17 protein-coding genes are annotated in these 22,281 nt (G+C 63.0%); 5 read left to right on the top strand and 12 right to left on the bottom strand.

Annotated features, from left to right (window positions below):
• Positions 1 to 3 precede the first annotated feature (3 nt).
• On the top strand, positions 4 to 2,298 hold the full coding sequence (locus ABJ363_14960) for a UvrD-helicase domain-containing protein (protein ID MEP4380295.1): 2,295 nt from the start codon (positions 4 to 6) through the stop codon (positions 2,296 to 2,298).
• Positions 2,298 to 3,173 carry a 50S ribosomal protein L11 methyltransferase gene (locus ABJ363_14965; GenBank protein MEP4380296.1) on the top strand — a complete coding sequence of 292 codons (876 nt, stop codon included), beginning with the start codon at positions 2,298 to 2,300 and terminating at the stop codon, positions 3,171 to 3,173. Before ABJ363_14960 ends, ABJ363_14965 begins: the two co-directional genes overlap by 1 nt.
• Here ABJ363_14965 and ABJ363_14970 read toward each other — a convergent pair.
• Together ABJ363_14970 and ABJ363_14975 are read right to left on the bottom strand one after the other, a co-directional pair.
• The gene (locus tag ABJ363_14970; protein ID MEP4380297.1) at positions 3,170 to 4,807 is read right to left on the bottom strand and encodes a GMC family oxidoreductase N-terminal domain-containing protein; all 1,638 of its coding nucleotides are present in this window, start codon (positions 4,805 to 4,807) and stop codon (positions 3,170 to 3,172) included. The genes ABJ363_14965 and ABJ363_14970 overlap by 4 nt on opposite strands.
• A 10-nt stretch (positions 4,808 to 4,817) precedes the next feature.
• Complete coding sequence (locus ABJ363_14975; protein MEP4380298.1) at positions 4,818 to 5,372, bottom strand: cupin domain-containing protein; 555 nt, start codon at positions 5,370 to 5,372, stop codon at positions 4,818 to 4,820.
• A 101-nt stretch (positions 5,373 to 5,473) separates the two neighbouring features.
• On the opposite strand from ABJ363_14975, the gene ABJ363_14980 reads away from it, so the two are divergent.
• From ABJ363_14980 to ABJ363_14990, 3 genes are all read left to right on the top strand, one after another.
• The gene (locus tag ABJ363_14980) at positions 5,474 to 7,261 is read left to right on the top strand and encodes an aminopeptidase P family protein (protein MEP4380299.1); all 1,788 of its coding nucleotides are present in this window, start codon (positions 5,474 to 5,476) and stop codon (positions 7,259 to 7,261) included.
• A gap of 77 nt (positions 7,262 to 7,338) precedes the next feature.
• On the top strand, positions 7,339 to 8,232 hold the full coding sequence (locus ABJ363_14985) for a 3-keto-5-aminohexanoate cleavage protein (protein ID MEP4380300.1): 894 nt from the start codon (positions 7,339 to 7,341) through the stop codon (positions 8,230 to 8,232).
• A 28-nt stretch (positions 8,233 to 8,260) separates the two neighbouring features.
• Positions 8,261 to 9,388, top strand: a complete 1,128-nt coding sequence (locus tag ABJ363_14990; GenBank protein MEP4380301.1) for an FAD-dependent monooxygenase — start codon at positions 8,261 to 8,263, stop codon at positions 9,386 to 9,388.
• A 10-nt stretch (positions 9,389 to 9,398) separates the two neighbouring features.
• Here ABJ363_14990 and ligA read toward each other — a convergent pair whose 3' ends face one another.
• From ligA to murB, 10 genes are all read right to left on the bottom strand, one after another.
• Positions 9,399 to 11,477 (bottom strand): NAD-dependent DNA ligase LigA, encoded by a 2,079-nt coding sequence (gene ligA, locus ABJ363_14995; GenBank protein ID MEP4380302.1) that lies wholly within the window; start codon positions 11,475 to 11,477, stop codon positions 9,399 to 9,401.
• Between the two features lie 67 nt (positions 11,478 to 11,544).
• Positions 11,545 to 12,423: a DMT family transporter gene (locus tag ABJ363_15000; protein MEP4380303.1), complete on the bottom strand. Its 879-nt coding sequence runs from the start codon at positions 12,421 to 12,423 to the stop codon at positions 11,545 to 11,547.
• A gap of 37 nt (positions 12,424 to 12,460) precedes the next feature.
• Entirely contained in the window at positions 12,461 to 14,176 is a 1,716-nt protein-coding gene (gene recN / locus ABJ363_15005; GenBank protein MEP4380304.1) for a DNA repair protein RecN, read from the bottom strand.
• Positions 14,177 to 14,182: 6 nt separating this feature from the next.
• Positions 14,183 to 15,028 carry an outer membrane protein assembly factor BamD gene (locus ABJ363_15010; protein ID MEP4380305.1) on the bottom strand — a complete coding sequence of 282 codons (846 nt, stop codon included), beginning with the start codon at positions 15,026 to 15,028 and terminating at the stop codon, positions 14,183 to 14,185.
• A gap of 160 nt (positions 15,029 to 15,188) precedes the next feature.
• On the bottom strand, positions 15,189 to 16,115 hold the full coding sequence (gene lpxC / locus ABJ363_15015) for a UDP-3-O-acyl-N-acetylglucosamine deacetylase (GenBank protein ID MEP4380306.1): 927 nt from the start codon (positions 16,113 to 16,115) through the stop codon (positions 15,189 to 15,191).
• Positions 16,116 to 16,283: 168 nt separating this feature from the next.
• The gene (gene ftsZ, locus ABJ363_15020; GenBank protein MEP4380307.1) at positions 16,284 to 18,125 is read right to left on the bottom strand and encodes a cell division protein FtsZ; all 1,842 of its coding nucleotides are present in this window, start codon (positions 18,123 to 18,125) and stop codon (positions 16,284 to 16,286) included.
• A gap of 120 nt (positions 18,126 to 18,245) precedes the next feature.
• Positions 18,246 to 19,592 (bottom strand): cell division protein FtsA, encoded by a 1,347-nt coding sequence (gene ftsA, locus ABJ363_15025; protein MEP4380308.1) that lies wholly within the window; start codon positions 19,590 to 19,592, stop codon positions 18,246 to 18,248.
• The gene (locus ABJ363_15030; protein MEP4380309.1) at positions 19,589 to 20,437 is read right to left on the bottom strand and encodes a cell division protein FtsQ/DivIB; all 849 of its coding nucleotides are present in this window, start codon (positions 20,435 to 20,437) and stop codon (positions 19,589 to 19,591) included. The genes ftsA and ABJ363_15030 overlap by 4 nt, the downstream gene beginning before the upstream one ends.
• On the bottom strand, positions 20,428 to 21,354 hold the full coding sequence (locus tag ABJ363_15035) for a D-alanine--D-alanine ligase (protein MEP4380310.1): 927 nt from the start codon (positions 21,352 to 21,354) through the stop codon (positions 20,428 to 20,430). The genes ABJ363_15030 and ABJ363_15035 overlap by 10 nt, the downstream gene beginning before the upstream one ends.
• Positions 21,351 to 22,280, bottom strand: coding sequence for a UDP-N-acetylmuramate dehydrogenase (gene murB / locus ABJ363_15040; GenBank protein MEP4380311.1), 930 nt, complete (start codon positions 22,278 to 22,280; stop codon positions 21,351 to 21,353). The genes ABJ363_15035 and murB overlap by 4 nt, the downstream gene beginning before the upstream one ends.
• Position 22,281: the final 1 nt, after the last annotated feature.

Below are 22,281 nucleotides of genomic sequence, written 5' to 3' on the forward strand. Positions count from 1 at the left end.
CAAATGTCTGATCCATTCCACATCGAAGAGCCGCAGAATTCTGGGGTTTCCGACGCCTCTGCGGTGGCAGAAGCGGCGCCTGCGCCGTATTTGACGCAGCTCAACAGCCCGCAACGCGAGGCCGTCGAGGCGCTCGACGGACCGGTGCTTGTGCTCGCGGGTGCGGGAACCGGCAAAACTCGCGTTTTGACGACGCGTCTCGCTCACCTGCTGCGCCGGGGTCATGCCCGGCCTTATCAGGTGCTCTCCGTTACCTTCACCAACAGGGCGGCCCGCGAGATGCGTGAGCGGGTCGCAGGCCTGGTCGGCGGTCCCGCGGAGGCAATCTGGCTGGGGACGTTCCATGCGCTCGGGGCACGGATTGTTCGCCGCCATGCCGAACTCGTCGGCCTGCAGAGCAATTTCACGATCCTCGATGCCGACGATCAGGTGCGTCTGCTCAAGCAGCTCCTGGCGGCCGAGAATATCGATGACAAGCGCTGGCCCGCCCGCGTTCTGATGGGGGTGATCCAGCGCTGGAAGGACAGGGCGTTGACCCCTGACAAGGTCTCGGCCGCGGATGCCGGCGACCTGGCAGGCGGGCGTCTGGTCGATCTGTATCGGGATTATCAGGACCGGTTGAAGACCCTTAACGCGGCGGATTTCGGTGATTTGCTGCTGCACAACCTGACGATCTTCGCCGAACATCCCGAGGTGTTGGCCGAGTATCAGGAACGATTCCGGTACATTCTGGTGGACGAGTATCAGGACACCAATGTCGCCCAGTATCTGTGGCTTCGGTTGCTGGCCCAGAAGCATCGGAACATCGCCTGCGTGGGCGACGACGATCAGTCGATCTACGCCTGGCGGGGGGCCGAGGTCGGCAACATCCTGCGTTTCGAGGAAGATTTCCCGGGCGCCAAGATTGTCCGTCTGGAACAGAATTACCGCTCGACCGGGCCCATTCTCGGTGCGGCGTCGGGCTTGATCTCCCGCAACGAAGGACGCCTTGGAAAGACGCTCTGGACCGAGGCAAACGGGGGTGACAAGGTCCGCGTTCGCGGAGTCTGGGACGGCGAGGAAGAGGCACGGACGGTCTCGGACCGCATCGAGAGCATTCAGCGCAACGGCCTGGACGGGAAACCCGTTGCCCTCAACGAGATCGCGATCCTCGTCCGCGCAGGTTTCCAGACCCGCGAGTTCGAGGAGCGGTTCCTGACATTGGGACTGCCTTATCGTGTGGTCGGTGGACCGCGCTTCTACGAGCGCCAGGAGTTACGCGACGCCCTGGCCTATTTACGGGTCATCCATCAGCCCGAAGACGATCTGGCGTTCGAACGCATCGTCAACCGGCCGAAGCGCGGCATCGGGGACGCAACGGTGCAGGCATTGCATGTGGCGGCGCGGGCGACGGGCAAAAGCCTCTATCGCGCAGCGGGCGAGCTTGTGACCACCGACGAACTGCGGCCCAATATTCGCAGTTCATTGGGAAAGCTGATCGCCGATTTCGAACGCTGGCGGGCCCTTTCGGGAGACGGCCGCGACGGGCTGCCCCATTCGGAGTTGGCCGAGATGATGCTCGATGAGAGCGGCTATACCGAGATGCTGATGAACGACAAGGCGCCCGAGGCACCCGGCCGGCTCGAAAACCTCAAGGAACTGGTGGTCGCGATGGAGGAGTTCGAGAATCTCACCGGATTCCTTGAACATGTCTCGCTGGTGATGGAGAACACCGAGGCGGCCGGCAGCGACCTCGTCAATATCATGACGCTTCACGCTGCCAAGGGGCTCGAATTCGACACGGTCTTTCTGCCGGGCTGGGAGGAGGGACTGTTCCCCCATCAGCGCAACATGGATGAAAACGGCCTCGCGGGCCTGGAAGAGGAACGCCGGCTCGCCTATGTGGGCCTGACCCGCGCCAAACACGACGCCACGATCCTGTTCGCGGCAAACCGCCGGGTGCATGGCCAGTGGCAGTCGGCGATCCCGTCACGCTTCGTCGATGAACTGCCGCCGGAATATGTCGATGTCGACAGTGAACCCGGGGTCTATGCGGGTGACCGGGGTGCCGGCGGGTTCGGTCGTGGCCGCGCGCTCGGTTATGGCGGTGGGCAAAACCGGGCGCCAAAGCGCGACATGGAAGCGAGTTTGATTCACGCTGACCCGCAGGGGTTCGATATCGGCGAACGGGTGTTTCATCAGAAGTTCGGCTACGGCAGGATCACCGCGATCGACGCCAACAAGCTCGCCATTGCCTTCGAGAAGGCGGGGGACAAGAAGGTGCTCGACAGCTTCGTCGTGCCTGCCGACGCGGTCTAGTGTCAGCCAGCGCGGCCTGGAAGATCGAACTCTTTGTGCCGTCGGCGGCGCATGATGCGTTTTCCGATGGCCTGGATCTCTTCGCGGACGTCATCAGCCTGTTTCCCATCGAGGGCACAGGCGAGACCCGGATCACGGGTTATGGCGCCGATGCACCCGATGAGGCGGGCCTTGCGGCGGCGCTGGCGGATGTGGCCGGCCATGCCGGTGTGCCGTCCCCCGCGGTACATGTTGTCTGGCTGCCGAATGTGGATTGGGTGGCGGAGAACCAGGCGAGCTTTGCACCGGTCCGGGCCGGGCGTTTCTACATTCATGATTCGGACCACATGGATCCCCCGCCTGCCGGTGCGGTGCCGATCCGGGTGGATGCCGCGACCGCCTTTGGCACCGGCCATCACGGTACGACCCGGGGCTGCCTTGAGGCGCTCGACCGGTTGATTTGGGCCGGGCTGCCGTCCGCGCCGATCCTCGATCTCGGTTGCGGGACCGGAATATTGGGCATCGGCGCCGCCAAGGCCATGCGGGTTCGGGTGATCGCATCGGACATCGATCCCATTGCCGTAGCCAAGGCGCGCGAGAATGTGCGTCTGAATGGTGTTGCGGCCTTTGTGCGGGCCTATGAAAGCCGGGGTCTCGATGCGGTTGCGGTGCGCCGGCACGGGCCGTTCGGGCTGGTCCTGGCAAATATTCTCGCGCGACCGCTGGAGCGCCTTGCGCCATTGATTGCCGCCCATCGCGCACCTGGCGCACCGGTGATTTTGTCCGGCCTGCTCCGCGAACAGGAGCCACAGGTCATCGCCGCCTACCGGCGCGCGGGACTGTTCTTGCGTGCGCGCATTCATCACGACGAATGGTCGACGCTGATCTGCCGCTAGGCGGCCCGTTCTTTCGCTTTTTGCCCGCCGCGCCGATCCTCGCGGATCATGTCCGCTGCCTTCTCTGCGATCATGATCACGGGCGAATTCGTGTTGCCGCTGGTGATGGTCGGCATGACCGACGCGTCAACGATACGAAGGCCTCCAATGCCGTGGACACGCAGCCGCTCGTCCACGACGGCACCCGGGTCATCACCCATCCTAGCGGTCCCGACCGGGTGGAAGATGGTCGTCGCGATGTCCCCCGCCGCCTTGGCCAGCTCGGTGTCGCTCTGGATTTCAGGGCCGGGCTTGAACTCCTCGGGTGCATATCTGGCCATGGCCGGCTGGGCGATGATGTTGCGGGTTAGCCGGATCGCATCGACGGCAACCCGGCGGTCGGCCCCGGTCGAGAGATAGTTGGGCCGGATCGACGGTTTCTCGCCGGCCTTCTCGCTTTTGATATGCACGGAACCCCGGCTCTCGGGGCGCAGGTTGCACACGCTCGCGGTGAAGGCGGGGAAGGGGTGCAGCGGCTCGCCGAATTTTTCCAGGGTCAGGGGCTGCACGTGATATTGCAGATTCGGGAACTCGAGGGACGGATCCGACTTGGCGAACGCCCCGAGCTGCGAGGGTGCCATCGACATGGGTCCGGAGCGTTTGAACAGATACTCCAGTGCGATACCCATCTTGCCGAGAAGCTTGTTCGCCCGTTCGTTCAGAGTTTCGACGCCGGTGACCTTGTAGGCACAGCGGACCTGCAGATGGTCCTGCAAATTCTCGCCGACCCCGGGCAATGCATGCACCGTGTCGATCCCGTGCGCAACCAGCAACTCGGGATTGCCGATTCCGGAAAGCTCCAGGATCTGCGGGCTGCCGATGGCGCCTGCAGACAGGATCAATTCACCCTCGATGCGAACGGATGCGGGCGCACCCTTGTGGCGCAGCGCCAGACCCGTGACCCGTCGGTCTTCGAGCCTGATTTTGTCGACTTCGGCATGGGTCAGAACGGTCAGATTGCCACGATCACGGGCGGGCTTCAGGAAGGCCCGCGACGTGCTCCAGCGCCTGCCCGTACGCTGATTCACGTGGAAGTAGCCGCAACCGAAATTGTCACCCCGGTTGAAATCATTGGTCTTCGGGATGCCCGTCTGGGCGGCGGCCTCCTGAAATGCGTCGAGCACCTCCCAGGAAAGGCGCTGGTTTTCGACCCGCCATTCGCCGCCCGCCGCGTGCAGATCGTCGGTGGGTACTGCGGCCTGGTCCTCGGACTTCTTGAAATAGGGGAGGACGTCGTCCCATCCCCATCCGGTGTTGCCGAGTTGTCGCCACTGGTCGTAGTCGCGCGACTGGCCGCGCATGTAGATCATGCCGTTGATCGACGAACAGCCGCCGAGCACACGCCCGCGCGGATAGGCCAGTGCGCGTCCGTTGAGGCCTTCCTCCGCTTCGGTGCTGAGCATCCAGTCCGTGCGGGGATTGTTCATGCAGTACAGGTAGCCAACGGGAATATTGATCCAGAAGTAATTGTCCTTCCCGCCTGCCTCGAGCAGCAGCACAGACATCTCCGGGTCGGCGGACAGGCGGTTCGCCAGCACGCAGCCGGCCGAGCCGGCGCCGACAATCACGTAATCAAAGGAACCGAGGTCTTGCATGGGAGCCCGGCTATTCGATTTCGACCAGGATGCCGTTATCGTCGACCGCGATTCCGGTCTCCCGCGCGGCATCGATTACCGAGGGGTGCCAATGGACCTTGCCCGTGTCGGGGCCACCGACGATGAAGTGAAGTGTTGCCGGCTTGTCGGAGACATTCTTGAAACCCCGGTAGATTCCGATCGGCACCGACACGGTATCGCCGGCTTCGAGGAAGACCTCGTGCTCCACCTCGCCATCGCGCCAGTAGATTGACCATTTGCCATCCAGTGGCATGAACACTTCTTCGGTCTCGTGCCAGTGCAAGGCTGCACCGCATCCGGGATCGCACTTGGCGAACCCGTGCGCAAAGCCGTGCGCGTTTCCGAGCTTCGGGGCCAGATCCGGATCGTCCTCGTTCTCGGTTACGCCGAGGCCGTGCAGGTTGATCATCTCGCGTTCATGGCCGGGGATGCGCTGGTCCATGAAGCAGAGATCGCTGCCCTTGAGATCGTTGAAACGCGCCGTGCGCCGTTCCATATCGGCGATGCTGACGCTCGGCCCGGGCGGTGGATCTTGGCGTGTCATGGGTCTTCCCCTTTTCATGTTTGATCTTCGAAACGCTGCGCGCAGAATAACGCGGCGGCACGGAATTGTCTTCCGATGGGGCCTCGCGTAGCCTCGCGCCCATGAAAGATATGTCCCCCATCCAGCGCCTGTCGGCCCTGCGCGAAAAAATCTCCGGGCTCGGTCTCGACGGGTTCGTCGTGCCCCATTCGGACGCTCACCAGAACGAATTCCTGCCGCCCGATGCCGAACGCCTGGCGTGGTTGACCGGGTTCACGGGCTCGGCGGGAACCGCGGTCGTGCTGGCGGAGCGGGCGGCCATATTCGTTGACGGCCGCTATACGTTGCAGGTGCGCGAACAGGTCGATGGGGATTTGTACGAATTCCATCATCTGATAGAGGCGCCGGTCGCGGATTGGTTGACCGCCGCCCTGGCTGAGGGCAATCGGCTGGGAATCGATCCGTGGTTGCACACGCAGGCGGGTGTGGAACGAATACGCAGATCTCTGGGAACCGTTGGCGCGGAACTCGTGCTTGTCGATACAAACCCGATCGACGCGGTGTGGGAAGGTCAGCCGCCGCCACCTTCCGCGCCCGCCGTGCCGCACGACGAACGATTTACCGGTCGCAGCAGTGCGGACAAGCGCGCGTCATTGGGCAAGGCACTGGCGCGCGAGGGCCTGGATGCCGCAGTGCTGACCCAACCGGATTCGATTGCCTGGCTGTTGAATGTTCGTGGCGGTGATGTGGATCACACGCCGCTGGCGCTCAGTTTCGCGATCCTGGGTGCCGACGGGACGGTCGAATGGTTCATTGCACCCGCGAAGCGTTCCGACGCGTTGACGGGGCATCTGGGCGACGGCATTGCGATGCGTGATCCGGAGGCATTTGCCGCGGGGCTCGACGGGCTTGAGAATCGGCGCGTGCTGGTGGCCCCGGATGGTGCTGCGGCGTGGATCTTCGACCGGCTGGAGCAGGCCGGCGCCATGGTCCTGCGGGGCAGCGATCCTGTTACCCTGTCCAAGGCCATCAAGAACGAGACCGAACTTGCCGGCAGCCGGTCGGCACATCTGCGCGACGGCGCCGCGCTGTCGCGGTTTCTGCACTGGTTGTCCGAGGCGGCTCCCGGGGGCAATGTCGATGAGTTGGCGGCTGCGTCGAAGCTGGCTGATTTCAGGATACCGGGAGAGCATTTCCGCGACCTGAGCTTCGCCACTATTTCAGGTGCCGGGCCAAACGGCGCGATCGTGCACTACCGCGTCACGAAGGAAACGAACAGGACGTTGTCACCCGGAGAGCTGTATCTGGTCGATTCCGGTGCCCAGTATCTCGACGGGACAACCGACGTGACGCGGACGGTCGCGGTCGGCGCGCCGACAGATGAGATGCGCGACCGGTTTACAAGGGTGCTGAAGGGGCATATCGCCATCGCCACGGCGCGTTTCCCGTCCGGGACCAGCGGGGCGCAGCTCGACAGTTTCGCACGCCACGCCCTGTGGCAGGCGGGGCTCGACTTCGATCACGGCACGGGTCACGGGGTGGGCAGCTATCTCGGCGTCCATGAGGGCCCGCACCGCATTTCCAAGACCGGCTCGTCCGTACCGTTGCACCCGGGAATGATCGTTTCGAACGAGCCCGGCTACTACAAGGAAGGTGCCTTTGGAATTCGCATCGAGAATCTGCTGGCGGTCACGGAACCGTCGGAGATTGCTGGCGGCGACCGCGCGATGCTCGGTTTCGAAACACTGACCCTGGCGCCGATTGATCGCTGCCTGATCGATCCTGATCTGCTCAACGCCGGTGAACGCGCATGGGTGGATGCCTACCATGCCCGGGTCGCGGACGAGATCGGCCCGTTACTCGATGGAGAAGCACGGGTCTGGCTTGCGGGCGCCACCGCGCCGCTATAATCGAATTGAGTGCGGACGAATTCGCGCTAAGCTGACGGATGTGCGCCAACTACGTGCATCGTTAAAAGGGGGGAAACATGGCAGAGCGGAAAGTCATCGTAACCATCGCGCCCACGGGCGGCATGGCGAGCAAGGAACAGAATCCCAACATCCCGACCCAGCCGCAGGAAATCGCGGATGACGTCTACCGATGCTATGAAGCCGGCGCGTCCGTCGTGGCGGTGCATGCGCGCCGGCCCGACGATCAGGCGACCTGCAACCCGGCGATCTATCGCGACATCAACGAACGCATCCGCGACAAATGTGACATCATCCTGAACAATTCGACCGGCGGCGGCATCAACGGCGACATGATCAAGGAATCCACCGACGGGTTCCTCGAATTGTCCTGGGAAGAACGGCTCAAGGGTATGGAGGCGGGTGCGGAGATGTGCACCCTCGATCCGACCACCATTGTGGCGAACTTCGAGGGTCGCGAGATCATCATGAATACCTCGCCGGAACGCTGTCGCGAGCTCGCCACCAAGATGCAGGCGAAAGGCATCAAGCCCGAATGGGAAGTCTTCAGCCCGACCCATCTGCTGCAGGACGTCATGACGCTCCTGAAGGATGGCCTGGATGAGCAGCCCTATTTCATCAACTTCGTCCTGGGCGCCGACCGTGGCTTTCAGGGCGCGATGCCGTACTCGCCCAAGATTCTGCAGGCGATGGTCGACCTGATCCCCGAAGGCGCGAATTTCAACGTCAGCGCCATCGGCCCGTCGCAGCTGAATGCTGCCTTGCTGTCACTTCTGCTCGGCGGCCATGTCCGCGTGGGACTCGAGGATAATCTGTATTACGAGCGCGGTGTTCTGGCGAACAATGTGCAGCTGGTCGAGCGGATCGTCCGCATCATTCGCGAGCTGGGCATGGAGCCGGCGACGCCGGAAGAGGCGCGAGAGATCATGGGGCTGGCACCGCTGGCGGCATAGTCCCGGTCACCGCGAGGAGTATCTGGCCATGCGTATTGCCGTCATCGGCGGGGGACCCGCCGGCCTCTACTTTGCAACGCTGTGGAAGAAACGTCACCCGGACGCCGAGGTCCATGTCTATGAGCAGAATCCGGCGGATGCCACGTTCGGGTTCGGCGTGGTTTTCTCCGACAGGGCACTCGCGTTTCTGCGCGACGATGATCCCGAGACCCACGACCTGATCACGCCGGCCATGGAGACATGGCAGGACATGACACTCATCCATCGCGGCGAAACGGTCACCATCGACGGTGTGGGTTTCTCCTCGATCGGGCGTCTGAAACTGCTTCAGTTGTTGCAGGAACGGGCTCACGCGGTGGGCGCCGAACTGCATTTCGAGACCGTTCTTCGCAGTGTCGATGATATTCCGGAAGCGGATCTGGTCATCGCCGCCGACGGCATCAATTCCCTCGTCCGGCGCAGTTACGAGGGCGACTTCCAGACGTCCCTTTCGTATTTGCCCAACAAGTTCGCCTGGTACGGGGTGGAGACGCCCTACGACACGCTTACCCAGACCTTCATCGAGACCGAGTTCGGCCCGGTCAACGCCCATCATTACCGCTACACCCCGGCAATGAGCACGTTTCTGGTGGAATGCGAACGGGAGACCTGGGAGCGGGCCGGTTTCGCGACGATGAATGATGAAGAATCCCGCGCGCGCTGTTCGGAGATGTTCGCCGATACGTTGCGGGGCAAGCCGCTGATCTCGAACAAGTCGAGTTGGCGCAATTTTCCGCTGCTGTGGAGCGATCGTTGGTCCCATCTGAATATGGTGCTGGTCGGGGATGCGCTGCACACCGCGCATTTTTCAATAGGGTCGGGCACACGGCTGGCGATGGAAGATGTGATTGCGCTGGTCGAGGCGCTGGAGGCCGAGCCGGGTGATTTGCGTGCGGCGTTGGCGCGGTACGAGGCCGAGCGTCGGCCCATCGTTGAGAAAATTGTCGCGGCCGCAACGAAAAGCGCGCGCTGGTATGAAGATTTCGCCGATCATATGAAGCTGACGTCGTCGGAGTTCGGATACAGCTACATGACCCGATCGGGGCGTGTGGACGATGACCGCCTGCGTCAACTCGCCCCGAAGTTCATGGCAAACTACGAAGCGGCAAAAGCCTAGTCGCGCGGTGCTAGCCGGCGATCATCTCGATCCAGCCATCCTCGTCGACGATCTTGAGCCCCAATTCGGCAGCCTTCTTCGCCTTCGAGCCCGCACCGGGTCCCGCGACCACAAGATCGGTCTTGCTGGACACCGAACCCGAGACCTTCGCGCCCATCGCCTCGGCGCGTGACTTGGCCTCCGAGCGAGTCATTTTTTCCAGCGTCCCCGTGAACACGATGGTCTTCCCGGCCAGTTCGGAATCGCTATCGGGCTGTTCGAAAGGCCGGATATCGAGCAGCGCGTCGAGATCGTCGAGCACCTGTCGGTTGTGATCCTCGTGCACGAAGGCGAGGAGATCGTTGGCGACGGATACGCCGATCCCGTCGATATTCAGAAGTTCCGCATAGGCGTCGTCCTCCGGGTCCTGAGCGGCCGCCATGGCAGCGCGCCAGTCCGACAGGCTGCCATAGGTGCGTGCGAGCAGACGCGCCGTTGCCTGGCCCACCTGGCGTATGCCCAGCGCATAAATAAAGCGGTCCAGCGAGACGTTGCGCCGTTCGTCGATGGCCTGGAGCAGGTTTTCCACGGATTGTTGGCCCCAGCCTTCGCGTTCCAGCAACGCGTCCTTGTGGGTTTCGAGGCGAAAGATATCAGCGGGGCTCGCCAGCAGACCATCTGCGTGCAAAGCGGTTACATTCTTCGCACCCAAACCCTCGATATCGAATGCGTTGCGCGACACGAAATGTTTCAGCCGTTCGACGGCCTGGGCGGGGCAGATCAGACCGCCGGTGCAGCGGCGTACGGCCTCATCCTCGTCGCGCACGGCTTCGGAGTTGCAGACCGGGCAGCGATCCGGAAATACAAATGTTTCTGCGCCTTTCGGACGTTTCTCCGCGATTGCGCGGACAACCTGGGGGATCACGTCGCCGGCGCGCTGGATCAGGACCGTATCGCCCGCCCGGACGTCCTTGCGGTTGATTTCGTCTTCATTGTGCAGGGTCGCATTCGAGACCACGACACCGCCGACCGTTACCGGCTCGAGACGGGCAACGGGTGTGAGGGCGCCGGTCCGCCCGACCTGGATGTCGATCTCCCGCAGGATTGTTGTCGCCTGTTCCGCGGGGAATTTGTGCGCAATGGCCCAACGGGGGGCGCGGCTGACAAAACCGAGGCGTCGTTGAAAGTCGAGCCGGTCGACCTTGTAGACAATGCCGTCGATATCATAGTCGAGCGACGGGCGTTGCGCGGATATGGACGCGTAGTTTTCGAGAATTTCGTCCAGGCCGGTACAGATGCGCGATAGGGCGTTGATCTGGAAACCCCAGGCCGCGACCCGTTCGAGAAACCCCATTTGCGTCTCTGCCACGTCCGCGCTCATCTCACCCCAGGCATAGGCGAATATGCGCAAGGGGCGCTTGGCCGTGACGGTCGTGTCGAGCTGACGCAGGCTACCGGCGGCGGCGTTGCGCGGGTTGGCAAAAATCTTGGCCCCTGCCGCTTCCTGACTCTCGTTGAGGGCGCGGAACGCGGAGCGCGGGAGATAGACCTCCCCGCGAATTTCAACGATGTCGGGCGCGTCTCCACTGAGCGTTTCCGGGATATCTTTGATTGTGCGCAGGTTTTCGGTGATGTCTTCACCCTCGTTGCCGTCGCCGCGGGTCGCACCCCGTACGAACTTCCCATTCTCGTATCTGAGAGAGACCGATAGCCCGTCGATCTTCGGTTCGGCGACGATATCCAGCGTATCGTCCCCGTCGAGACTCAAAAACCGCCGGATACGGGTCAGGAACTCCCCGACATCCTCGTCGTTGAACGCGTTGCCGAGAGAAAGCATCGGTACCGAGTGACGGACCTTGGCAAACCCTTGCGCGGGCGCGGCGCCCACCGCCTGGCTCGGGCTGTCCTCGGTGACCAGATCCGGATGCGCGGCCTCGAGATCCAGCAGACGCCGGAACAGCGCGTCATATTCCGCATCGGAGACTACCGGCGCGTCGTTTTGGTGGTAGGACACATTATGCGCACGGATATCCTCTGACAGCCGCGCGTGTTCCGCGCCGGCGTCCGCCGGTGACAGGGTTTTGGGGTCGGGTCGCGTTTTATCCGTCATTTCGCTCAATCTAGGGCGGTTGGCCGATTCAGGCACATCTGGGCGGATGCCGCCAGCCTGCACCGCATTACGAGGAGAGGCCGGGGTCGCGTCGCCAGGCGGGAATGCCGCCGGCCATCATGCCGACGACGACCAGTGTCACGCCACCCGCGGCGACCGCGCTCAGCGGTTCTCCCAGCACGTACCAGGCGATCAACGCGACCGTTGCGGGAACGACGGCGACGGCAGTGGCCGTCGGTGTCGCGCCGAGCGCGGCCACGGCACGCGGGTAGCCAAGAGTGGAACCCATGAACACGATCAGGCCCTGGAAGGTCCATTGTGCGGCGATTTCTTCCCAGGAGGCTTCGAGCAGACCCGAGGGCAGGAAGAGCAGATGAATCGGCGTGTAGATCGCGAATGTGAACGTGGCAACAATCGCTGCGCTGCGTAGCGGCAAGACATTCCATTTCCGCGCCAGAACACCGAACACCGACCAGGACGCCGCTCCGACAAAGAATAACAGGTCACCGAGCCATTCGTTCGGTGCGCCACTTTCGGAGGCATCGAGAACGAGGAACATGGCGCCTGCGAAGATCATCGTTACGGAAATCACGCGCCAGGTGCCCATCCGCTCGCCGATCAACCACCAGGCAAGCGGTGCGGTGAACAGCGGCAGCGTTCCGGCAAGGATGGTGGCGCCATGGGCGGCGGGCGCGAACATGTAGCCACCAAAAGCGAAGACAGAGAAGCCGGGCCCCGCCGTGAGCGCGAGCAGCAGCGCCTGCCAAAAGCTGATGCCACCGAGCCCGTATCTCAGCAACCACGGAAAAAAGATGGTCCCGGCAACGCACACGCGCAGGGTCGTCAGATCATAGGGGGTCAACGTGAACTGAACGGAGAGCCGTCCCGACAGGTGGAACGCGGACCAGATGATAATGATCGCGCTGACCCAGAGGACCCCGATCATGCGTTCGCGATTTCTCGGAGTCATTCGACGGGCTGGATCAGGCGTTTGCTGTCGAGGACACGCGCTCGCGATCCATGAGTTTGTCGGCAGCCGCACGCGCCTCGTCCGTGATGTCCGCACCTGCCAGCATCCGGGCGATTTCCTCGCGTCGTTCCTCGGCATCCAGTCGTGCCACTGCCGTCGTGACGGTTTTTGCAGAATGCTTGCCGCCGGTACGTTTTTCGACCCGCAGATGCTCGCTCGCCGCCGCCGCCACCTGCGGGCTGTGGGTGACGACCAGGATTTGCTGCTCCGCGTCCGACCCGGCCAGTTCGGCCAGGCGTTCGCCCACGGCGGCGGCAGTGGCGCCGCCGATACCCGTATCCACCTCGTCGAACACGATGGTCCCGGCGCCCGATGTGCCTGCGAGCACGACCTTGAGGGCCAGCATGAAACGGCTCAGCTCACCCCCCGACGCGATCCGCCCCAGCGGTCCGGGAGATGCCCCCGGGTTGGTTGATACATTGAACGCGACGGCGTCGATGCCGTGTTCCGCCCAGTCGGTTTCGTCCAGCGGGGTGACGCTGGTTGCCAGCGTTGCGTTGTCGAGCTTCAGGGGCGGAAATTCCCCGGCGATCCGAGTGTCGAGTTTGCGCGCTGCTTTCTGGCGGGTCTGGGACAGGCTCTCTGCCGCTTCACAGTAACCGCGCCGTGCGGCTTCGACGTTTTTCGCCAGCATGTCGAGATGATCGTCACGCCCATCGATCGCAGCGAGCTGGGACGCGAGGCTTTCGCGCAATTCGGGAAGTTCGTCGGCGGGGACCTGATGCCGGCGCGCGGCGGCGAGAATGGCGAAAAGTCGCTCCTCGACGGCCTCGATCTCACCGGTGTCCGTCTCAAGGTCATGGGCGACGGAGTTGAGCTCCTGGATCGCTTCGGCGAGTTCCGCACTGCTCTTGTCGATGGCGGCGATTACAGGTGCGAGGCGCCCGCCGGAAATATCGTCGTCGCGCTCGAGGCGACCGGCGGCGCGCTGGAGCATCGTTTCTGCACCATTCTCTCCGGTCAGGGCATCTGATGCCTCGTTCAGGGTATCAACCAGACGTCCGGCGTTTTGCAGCAATTGCCGGCGGGAGGAGAGCTCGGCCTCTTCCCCGACCTGTGCTTCCAACTGGTCGAGTTCTTCCAGTGCGGCGCGCAACTCGTCCGCCCTGTCCGTCGATGCGGAAAGGGCCTGTTGCGCCTCGGCGTGCCGGGTGACGGCGTCGCGCCATGCGTGGAAACGTTCTGCGACGCGTTTGCGGGCCTTGCCCGTTTCCGCGAAAGCATCCAGAGCGCGGCGCTGATTGACCGGTTCCGCCAGCGAAAATCGTTCGAACTGGCCATGTATTTCGACGAGTGAATCACCGATCTGGCGTAACAGGCCGATGCTGATCGGTTGATCATTGAGGAAAGCGCGACTGCGGCCCTCGGCGCCAACGGTGCGGCGGAGAATCAGGTCCTCTCCGGAATCAATCTCGATCCCGTGGGCCTCGAACAGGTCTTCGAGACGCGTGGCGCTGGCTTCGTCGAAAATCGCGGTAACAGACGCCTGTTCGGCACCCTGTCGCACCAGACCCGCGTCGGACCGCGCGCCGAGGGTCAGGCCGAATGCGTCGAGCAGGATGGACTTGCCGGCGCCCGTTTCGCCCGTCAGAGCGCTCAGTCCCGGGCCGAACGAGAGTTCAGCCCGATCGATCAGGACGACGTCCCGGATCGACAGATGGCGCAGCATGCGGGGTTAGAACGGCCAGATGCGGCTGAAGAACCCGGGTTCTCTGACCGGGTCGGGTACGCCGTCGCCATCCAGGTCGCGGATGACCTCTCCTTCGACGAGTTCGTAACTGTCGATGTACCACTCGCTGCCCGGGAAGTTATGGCCGAGAACGGCTGCGTTGGACTGCGCTTCGGGCTCAATGCCAAGGGCCGCATAGGCCTCGGAAAGCCGGTGCAGGGCTTCCGGGACATGGGTGGTGGTCTGGTAGTTCTCGATCACCGTTCGGTAACGGTTGATCGCGGCCAGGAAATTGTCCCGCTCGTGATAATACCGGCCGATCTCCATTTCCTTGCCCGCGAGATGGTCGCGGGTAAGGTCGATTTTCAGCACCGCGTCCTTGGCATACCGGGAATCGGGAAAGCGGCGGACCACGTCGTCGAGGGACTGCAGCGCCAACTCAGTGGTTCGCTGGTCGCGCCCGACATCGGTGATCTGCTCGTAGTAGCTCAACGCCTTCAGATAGTAGGCGTAAGAAACATCGCGGTTGCCCGGGTGGAGTTGGATGAACCGGTCGGCCGACAGGATTGCGTCGTCATACTGACCGTCGGAGTAGTAGCTGAAGGCCGACATGAGCTGGGCCTTGGTCGCCCAGATTGAGTAGGGATGCTGACGTTCGACTTCCAGAAACGTATCCGCGGCGTCGGCGAATTCCTTGGCCTCCGCCTGATCGACCGCTTCGTTGTAAAGTTCCTCAACCGGTCGTTCTATATATTCCGGCCCATCATCGGAAGAACAGCCGGCCAGAATCGAGACGGCCAAAAGGGCGGCGCCGATACCGGCGTGTTTTGTCCAGGAATGTGTCTTCGGCATAATTTCTAAATCTCGCAAGTCTGGGCCGCCTCATGCAGGCGTTCGGCAGCGGATTCAAGCGTGATCATCACGCGCCTTTTATATCACGCCAGTCATGGATTCACAGCAAAACGGGCCGACAAGGCCGACCCGTTCAAACACTATGTAAATGAGGAGATGTTTATGCTGTCGCCGCGAGCGGTTCGGGTTCGACAACGGCTTCCGGCAATTCGGCATAACGCCAGGCACTGGGATCGGCGAAAAGAGCCCGCACAATCTCGTGGTTCATGGCATGACCGGAGCGATACCCCTGGAAGTGACCCGAAATCTGGGCCCCGGCGAGATAAAGATCACCGACACAGTCGAGGATCTTGTGGCGCACAAACTCGTCCTCGTAGCGCAGACCCTCGTCATTGAGAATTTCGTCGCCGCTGACCACGACAGCGTTGTCGAGGCTGCCACCGAGCGCGAGGCCCATGCGGCGGAGCTGATCGACTTCTTCGGCAAAGCCAAAGGTGCGCGCCCGCGAGATCTCGCCCTTGAAGGTGCCGTTCACCAGCCGCACGTTCATATCCTGTTTGCCGATCGCATCGGAATCGAAGTCGATGCCGAAACCAACGGAGAAACCGGAACCGGGGGAGAGAGAGACTTCGCGGCCGTCGATTTCAACATCGACCCGCTTGAGAACTTCGATAAACCGCCGCGGCGCGTCCTGCGACACCACGCCGGCGCATTCGATCAGGAAAACAAAGGGTGCGGCACTGCCATCCATAATCGGGAGTTCCGAACCGCTGACCTCGACGTAAACATTGTCGATCGCGCAGCCGGCGAGCGCGGCAAGCAGATGCTCGACCGTTGCGACGGTCACGCCGTCTTCATTGCCCAGGGTGGTACAGAGCGTCGCTTCGACCACATTTTCAACGAGGGCCGGAATTTCCGCCCCGTTGCCGATTTCATCAGTTCGACGGAATATGACACCGGTGTTTACGGGGGCGGGCTTGAGCAGGATCGAAACCGTCTCACCCGTGTGCAAGCCCGTACCGCTGCAGCCGATTTCACTCTTCAGCGTGTGCTGTAGTCCCAGGTCGATGTCCGGCGTAGAAGTCATCCGCTCTATATCTTTCATTTCGGTCGCGTGGTGCCCGCGAGTAACCAATTTCTGATACCGGGTGTAACAACTCGCACTGGGCTGTCACAAATCACTCTTTGTTACAGAATGTTGCGGACGGAAGCCGCGGATTACTGGAGAAATCCGCGGCTTCGTCCATTCGGGTGATCAGTTGGCCTGTCGGCGCAAGAACGCCGGGATCTCGAGCATGTCTTCATCCTCGCGAGGGGTCTCACGGGACGCGGCGGGCTCGATATTCGCCAGAGTCGGCTGTGCCGGTTTCTGGATCACAGGCGCTGGCGCGGGCGCCGGGGTCGTGACGGGGGCCGCTACCGGGGTGGCTGCGGCTTCCACGGCGGTTTCGACAACCGTTTCAGTGGCGGCTTCGATGGCCGGTTCGGCCGCGATTTCCTCCACCTGGTCCGCAACGGGTGTGATCACTGTCTCCGCGACAGGTTCCGCAACCGGGTCAATGACCGGTGCGGGTGTCGTTTCAACCGAAGTCTCTGCCGTCGTTTCGGCAGCAGGTTCAGTCACCGCCTGTGAGGTGATGGCAGGTGCGGCAGCAACCGCGGGCGTCGCTTCGACCGGTTTGCTCGCAACCGGTTCACGCCGTTCCTCGATCTTCGACGCAGTTTCCGCCTGATCTTCGGTCATCGCGCGGTTTACAGCACCCGTCACCTTCTGGAACAGGCTGCGACCGCGACGGCGTTCGGCCTGGACACCTGCGTTGGTGATCGCCGCTTCGGCAAACGCATCGGGGCGCTTGGCCTCTGCGCGCGGTGCCGGCTGGCGTGGCTCGACCACGGGCTTGGGCGGGATGAACGGGGATGCCGCAGAAGGAGCCTCTGCGACGGTCGCCGCCGGTGCGGGTTGCGGGGCCAGTGTGGCGGCAGGCGTGGCCGGTACAGCCTGTTCGGCAGCCGGTGGTGTCGCATCCGTTGCCGGTGCCTTCTCGGGCGTGTCTTCGACCTGCTTGGCCTTCGACTGTTCGGCGTCGTGCACCAACGAAATCATTGGCGAACGCGGCATGGCGTCTGCGTTGGCATCGATGCCCGTGGCTACGATCGAGACCCGCATCATGCCTTCGAGCTTCTCGTCGAAAGTCGAGCCGAAGATGATGTTGGCGTCGGTATCCACTTCCTCACGGATGCGGTTTGCCGCCTCGTCGACTTCGAACAGGGTCATGTCGGGACCGCCGGTGATGTTGATAAGCACACCGCGTGCGCCGCGCATCGACACATCGTCGAGAAGCGGGTTGGCGATGGCGGATTCGGCGGATTCGATCGCGCGACTGTCGCCGCTCGCCTCACCCGTACCCATCATCGCCTTGCCCATCTCGCTCATCACCGTGCGAATGTCGGCGAAATCTAGGTTGATCAGGCCCGGCATGATCATGAGGTCGGTCACGCCGCGTACGCCGGAGTGGAGCACGTTGTCGGCCATGCAGAATGCATCGGCGAAGGTGGTGTTCTCGTTACAGATCCGAAACAGGTTCTGGTTGGGGATCACGATGAGGGTATCCACGAAGTGCTGCAGCTCCTCGATGCCTTCATCCGCTAGCGTGGCCCGATGGCGGCCCTCGAACTGGAACGGTTTGGTCACGACGCCGACCGTCAGGATGCCCTGCTCACGCGCGGCCCGTGCGATGACGGGGGCGGCGCCTGTGCCGGTACCGCCACCCATGCCGGCAGCGATGAACGCCATATGGCTGCCTTGCAGATGATCGATGATTTCATCGAGCGCCTCTTCGGCGGCCGCACGGCCGATGTCGGGACGCGCGCCGGCACCCAGGCCGTTGGTGATGTTCGCGCCGAGCTGGATACGTCGCTCGGATGCGTTCATCGCCAATGACTGGGCGTCGGTGTTGGCGACAACGAATTCAACGCCTTCCAGGTTGGACGCGATCATGTTGTTGACCGCATTCGATCCGGCGCCGCCGACGCCGACAACGACGATCCGTGGCTTGAGTTGGGAATCGGGTGGGGGAGCAGTGAGATTGAGCGTCATTTTTGCCTCCAGTTTTACAGCATTGAGCTCATGGGAAGAACGACCAGACATGGCCGGAACGGTGACCCACCGTCCCGGCGTATGCCGAAACCCTGGGTCGGGGGAGTGGGGGAGTGATGTTTAGAAATGTTCACGGAACCACTGACCAAACCGCCCTGTGAAGCGGCCTGGTTCCCCCTGTCGTACCGGCGACGGCATCGTCAGCGACGACGAATTGTCGACCGCATGGGCGATGAGACCCGCGCCGGTGGCGAATGCGGGACCGGCAATTGCTTCCGCGAGACCGCGGACACGCAGGGGCCGGCCCATACGAACCTGTTTATCGAGAATGCGTCCCGCGAGATCGCGGACGCCCTGTAGCTGGCTGGCACCGCCGGTCAGGACGACACGGCGCCCCGCGAGAGGGCCGAAACCGCTGTCATCGAGGCGCGCGCGCACCAATTCGAAGGTTTCCTCGATGCGCGGTTGAATGATTCCGTTCAGCAGCGAACGCGGCAGCTGTACGGCCGCGTTATGTTCGTCTTCGCCGACCTGAGGCACGTCGAGAAGATCATGCTCGTCGGACTCGGTGGCCAGCGCATTGCCGTAGAATGTCTTGAGACGTTCGGCGTTGGCGAGCGTCGTGGAGAGGCCGCGTGCGACATCGGACGTCACGTGATTGCCGCCGACGGGTATCGTGTCGGCGAACATCATCTGGCCGTCATAGAAGATCGCCAGACCGGTGGTCCCGCCGCCCATGTCGACAACCGTGACACCGAGATCGGCTTCATCCTCAACCAGCGTCGCGAGACCCGAGGCATAGGGTGAAAGCACAAACCCCTCGATGGTGAGATGACAACGCTCGACTGCTGCACGGATCGTGCGCACGGTGTTTGCGGAGGCGGAGACGAGATGCATGTTCACGGACAGCTTCTGCCCGAACATGCCGCGCGGATCGTCGATGCCCTTCTGGCCGTCGATGGCGAATCCGACCGGAATGGAATGGATCAATTCCCGCTCCTTGCCATTCCCGGTACCATTACCGTTCGCGCCATTGCTGGACTGCCGAACCGTATGGGTCTGCTGGAAGACGCGATGCAGATCCAGCTCGTCGACCTGTTGGCCGCCGATATCCAGATCGACACCCAGAATTTCAGATTGTGGTGCGCCGGTGCTGAGATTGACCGTGACCGAACTGATGGTTTCCTGGGCCATTTGCTCCGCCATATGTACGGCCTTGCGGATGGCATCCTCGGCGGCGTCGATATCGATAATCGTGCCGTTCTTCAGACCTCGACTGAGCTGATGGCCGGCGCCGATGACACGCGGCTGGGCGCTCGGTGCGGCGTTGCCGTCGGCAGAGTGGCGCCCGGCGCGTGCGATCAGGCAACACACCTTGCTGGTACCGATATCAAGGACGGCAAAGGTGCCGGTCCGCGGTTTGGTCAGCTTCTTCGGCAATCCGCCGGTCCCCCAATCCATACTCATGTGTCTTTCCCCTCGGCTTTCGGCCGGGGTGCGCTATCGCGGCCGACGCGGACGATCAATCTGTCCGGAACCCGCAGATCGACGGCGACAACGTCCCGGTCGAGCAGGGCGTGCTCGCGCTGGAAGTCATCGAGCCGGGTCAGGGCGGCGGAGATGTTCTGTTCGGGCAACCGCACGTCGATCCCGTTGCGCAGCCGCAGGTTCCAACGACGCTCGGAGACGCGGACCGCCGCTTCGATGGCCTTGGCGACGGCCGGATAGGTTTGCAGAAGGTCGATCAGCTGCGCGGCGTGTTCGGGTGCGCCGTCGCCCACGATCAGGGGCAGATGTGCGAAGGCGTCCAGGCCGGAGCGTTGGATGGTTTTGCCAAAGCGATCCACCAGCGCGGCCTGACCGTCATGCTGCCAGATGGCCAGCGGCTGACGCTCGACAACACGGACGAACACGATATCCGGCAGGCGACGCGCGATTTCCGCCGATCGAACCCAGCCCATGGATTCGATCCGGTCGCGCGCAGCATTCATGTCCATTGCGAAAATGGGAGAGCCGCGCTCGACATCCAGTGCCGCGAGAATCTCGGCTGCATCTGCATTCTGCCGACCGCTGAGGACGACATCATCCACGCGGAGTCCGGCATTCGCCGTGGCGTCCAGAGCGGCGGCGCCGAGCGCGCTCATCCGCGCGTCAATCCAGCCGTTTGCGGACAAATGCCAAGCGCCGCCGGTCATCGCGGCGATGCCCGTGACATAGACCCCAGCCGCGATCATCCGCCGCCGACGGCGATGAACGGGAGGCCGCCGGGTGCCTTTGCTTTTCGAAGCGCCGATCTTCGGGATCAATCGCATTGCGCGGTCTCCACCATCCAACTCACAAGTTCAGGAAATGCGATGCCGCAATAGGTCGCCTGCTCCGGGACGAGGGAGAGGCGGGTCATGCCCGGCTGTGTGTTGACCTCGAGGATCACCAGCGCGTCGCGGTCGTCGTCGTATCGGAAATCGGCGCGTGTAACGCCGCGGCAGTAAAGGGCCTTGTGCGCCTGCGCCGCCCAGGCCATCGCTTGGGCATAGACGCCTTCGCTGACGGGCGCGGGTACGAGATGCTCGGTCACGCCGTCGGTATATTTGGCCTCATAGTCATAAAAGCCCTTGGCCGGACGCAGCTCAGTCACGGCCAGGGCGCGCGGATCTTCGTCTGCAGCCCCCATGACCGCGACGGTCAGTTCGCGCCCGGGGATGAATTCCTCGACCAGTAAATTGTCGGATTCAAGTGCGTCGGGATCGGGCCCGTTCGCGCCATTCTCGATGATCTGGACACCGACCGAAGACCCTTCACTGTTGGGTTTGATCACATATGGCCGCGGCATCACGTCGCCAGCGAGTATTTGGTCACGGCTGGCCAGCATGCCGCGGGCGATACCCAGGCCCGCGGTCGCGAAGATCGCACGCGCGGCGGCCTTGTCCATGGCCAGCGCCGAAGACAGCACGCCGGAATGGGTGTAGGGCAGGCCAAGGAGGTTCAGGAGCCCCTGGATATTGCCGTCTTCGCCGAAATTGCCGTGCAGGGCGTTGAAGACAACGTCCGGTCGCGGATTGAGGTCGTCGAGCAATGCGCGGATGTCGGCCGTGACGTCGATTTCATATGTGTCGTAGCCGGCTTCCCGCAGCGCCTCGGCGCATTGGCGACCGGATTCAAGTGACACGTCGCGCTCCGCAGACGTACCCCCCATCAGGACGGCCACACGTTTGCGTACAGGGGCGTTCATTGCTCTCCCCCCGCTGGTTCGCCGATCCGCTCCAGTTCCCAGGTCAGTTCGACCCCGGTCGTCTCGCGGACCCGGCGGCGAACTTCCTCGCCGAGCCCCTCGATGTCGGCGGCTGTCGCGCCCCCCGTGTTGACCAGGAAATTGCAGTGCTTCTCCGACACCTGGGCGCCGCCGAGCTGAAGCCCGCGGCATCCGGCACGGTCAATCAGTTCCCAGGCCTTGTGGCCGTTCGGGTTCTTGAAGGTGCTGCCGCCGGTACGGGTGCGGATCGGCTGGGTCTCTTCGCGCGATTCCTGCACCAGGGTCATCGCGCGTTCTATTTCGTCCTTGTTGCCCCAGACGCCTTGCATGACGCAACCAACGAAAATCCAATCGCACGGCACGGCGGAACCGCGATAACGCGGCCCCCAATCCTCGGGAGTCAGCACCCGGATCTCTCCGTCGGGCGTAAGTGCGGTTGTCTCGTGGACCACATCCTTGAACTCGCGGCCATAGGCACCGGCGTTCATTCGCAGGCCGCCGCCGACCGTGCCGGGAATTCCGGCCATGAACTCGAAGCCGGCGACGCCAGCGTCGCGGGTGGCCTTCGCGACGTTATAGTCGAGCGCCATCGCACCTGCCTGAACCGAAGTACCGTCGATGCGGACGGCGGAGAAGGGACGGCCGAGCCGGATCACGACACCCGGCACACCGCCATCGCGAATCAGGAGGTTCGAACCGGCGCCCAGAACCGTCACGGGAACGTCGTCAGGCTTGCTGGCCAGGAAATTCGCCAGGTCGGTGACATCGGCGGGCCGGTACAGTATTTCGGCCGGGCCGCCGACGCGGAACCATGTGTGGCGTGCGATGGCGCCGTCGGGTTCGTAGCGCCCGCGCACGGCGGGTAGCCTGTCGAGTAGAGAGGGGGTGCGTGAAATGGCCGCCATG

The organism is Alphaproteobacteria bacterium (assembly GCA_039980135.1).
Taxonomy (GTDB): Bacteria; Pseudomonadota; Alphaproteobacteria; order UBA6615; family UBA6615; genus UBA8079.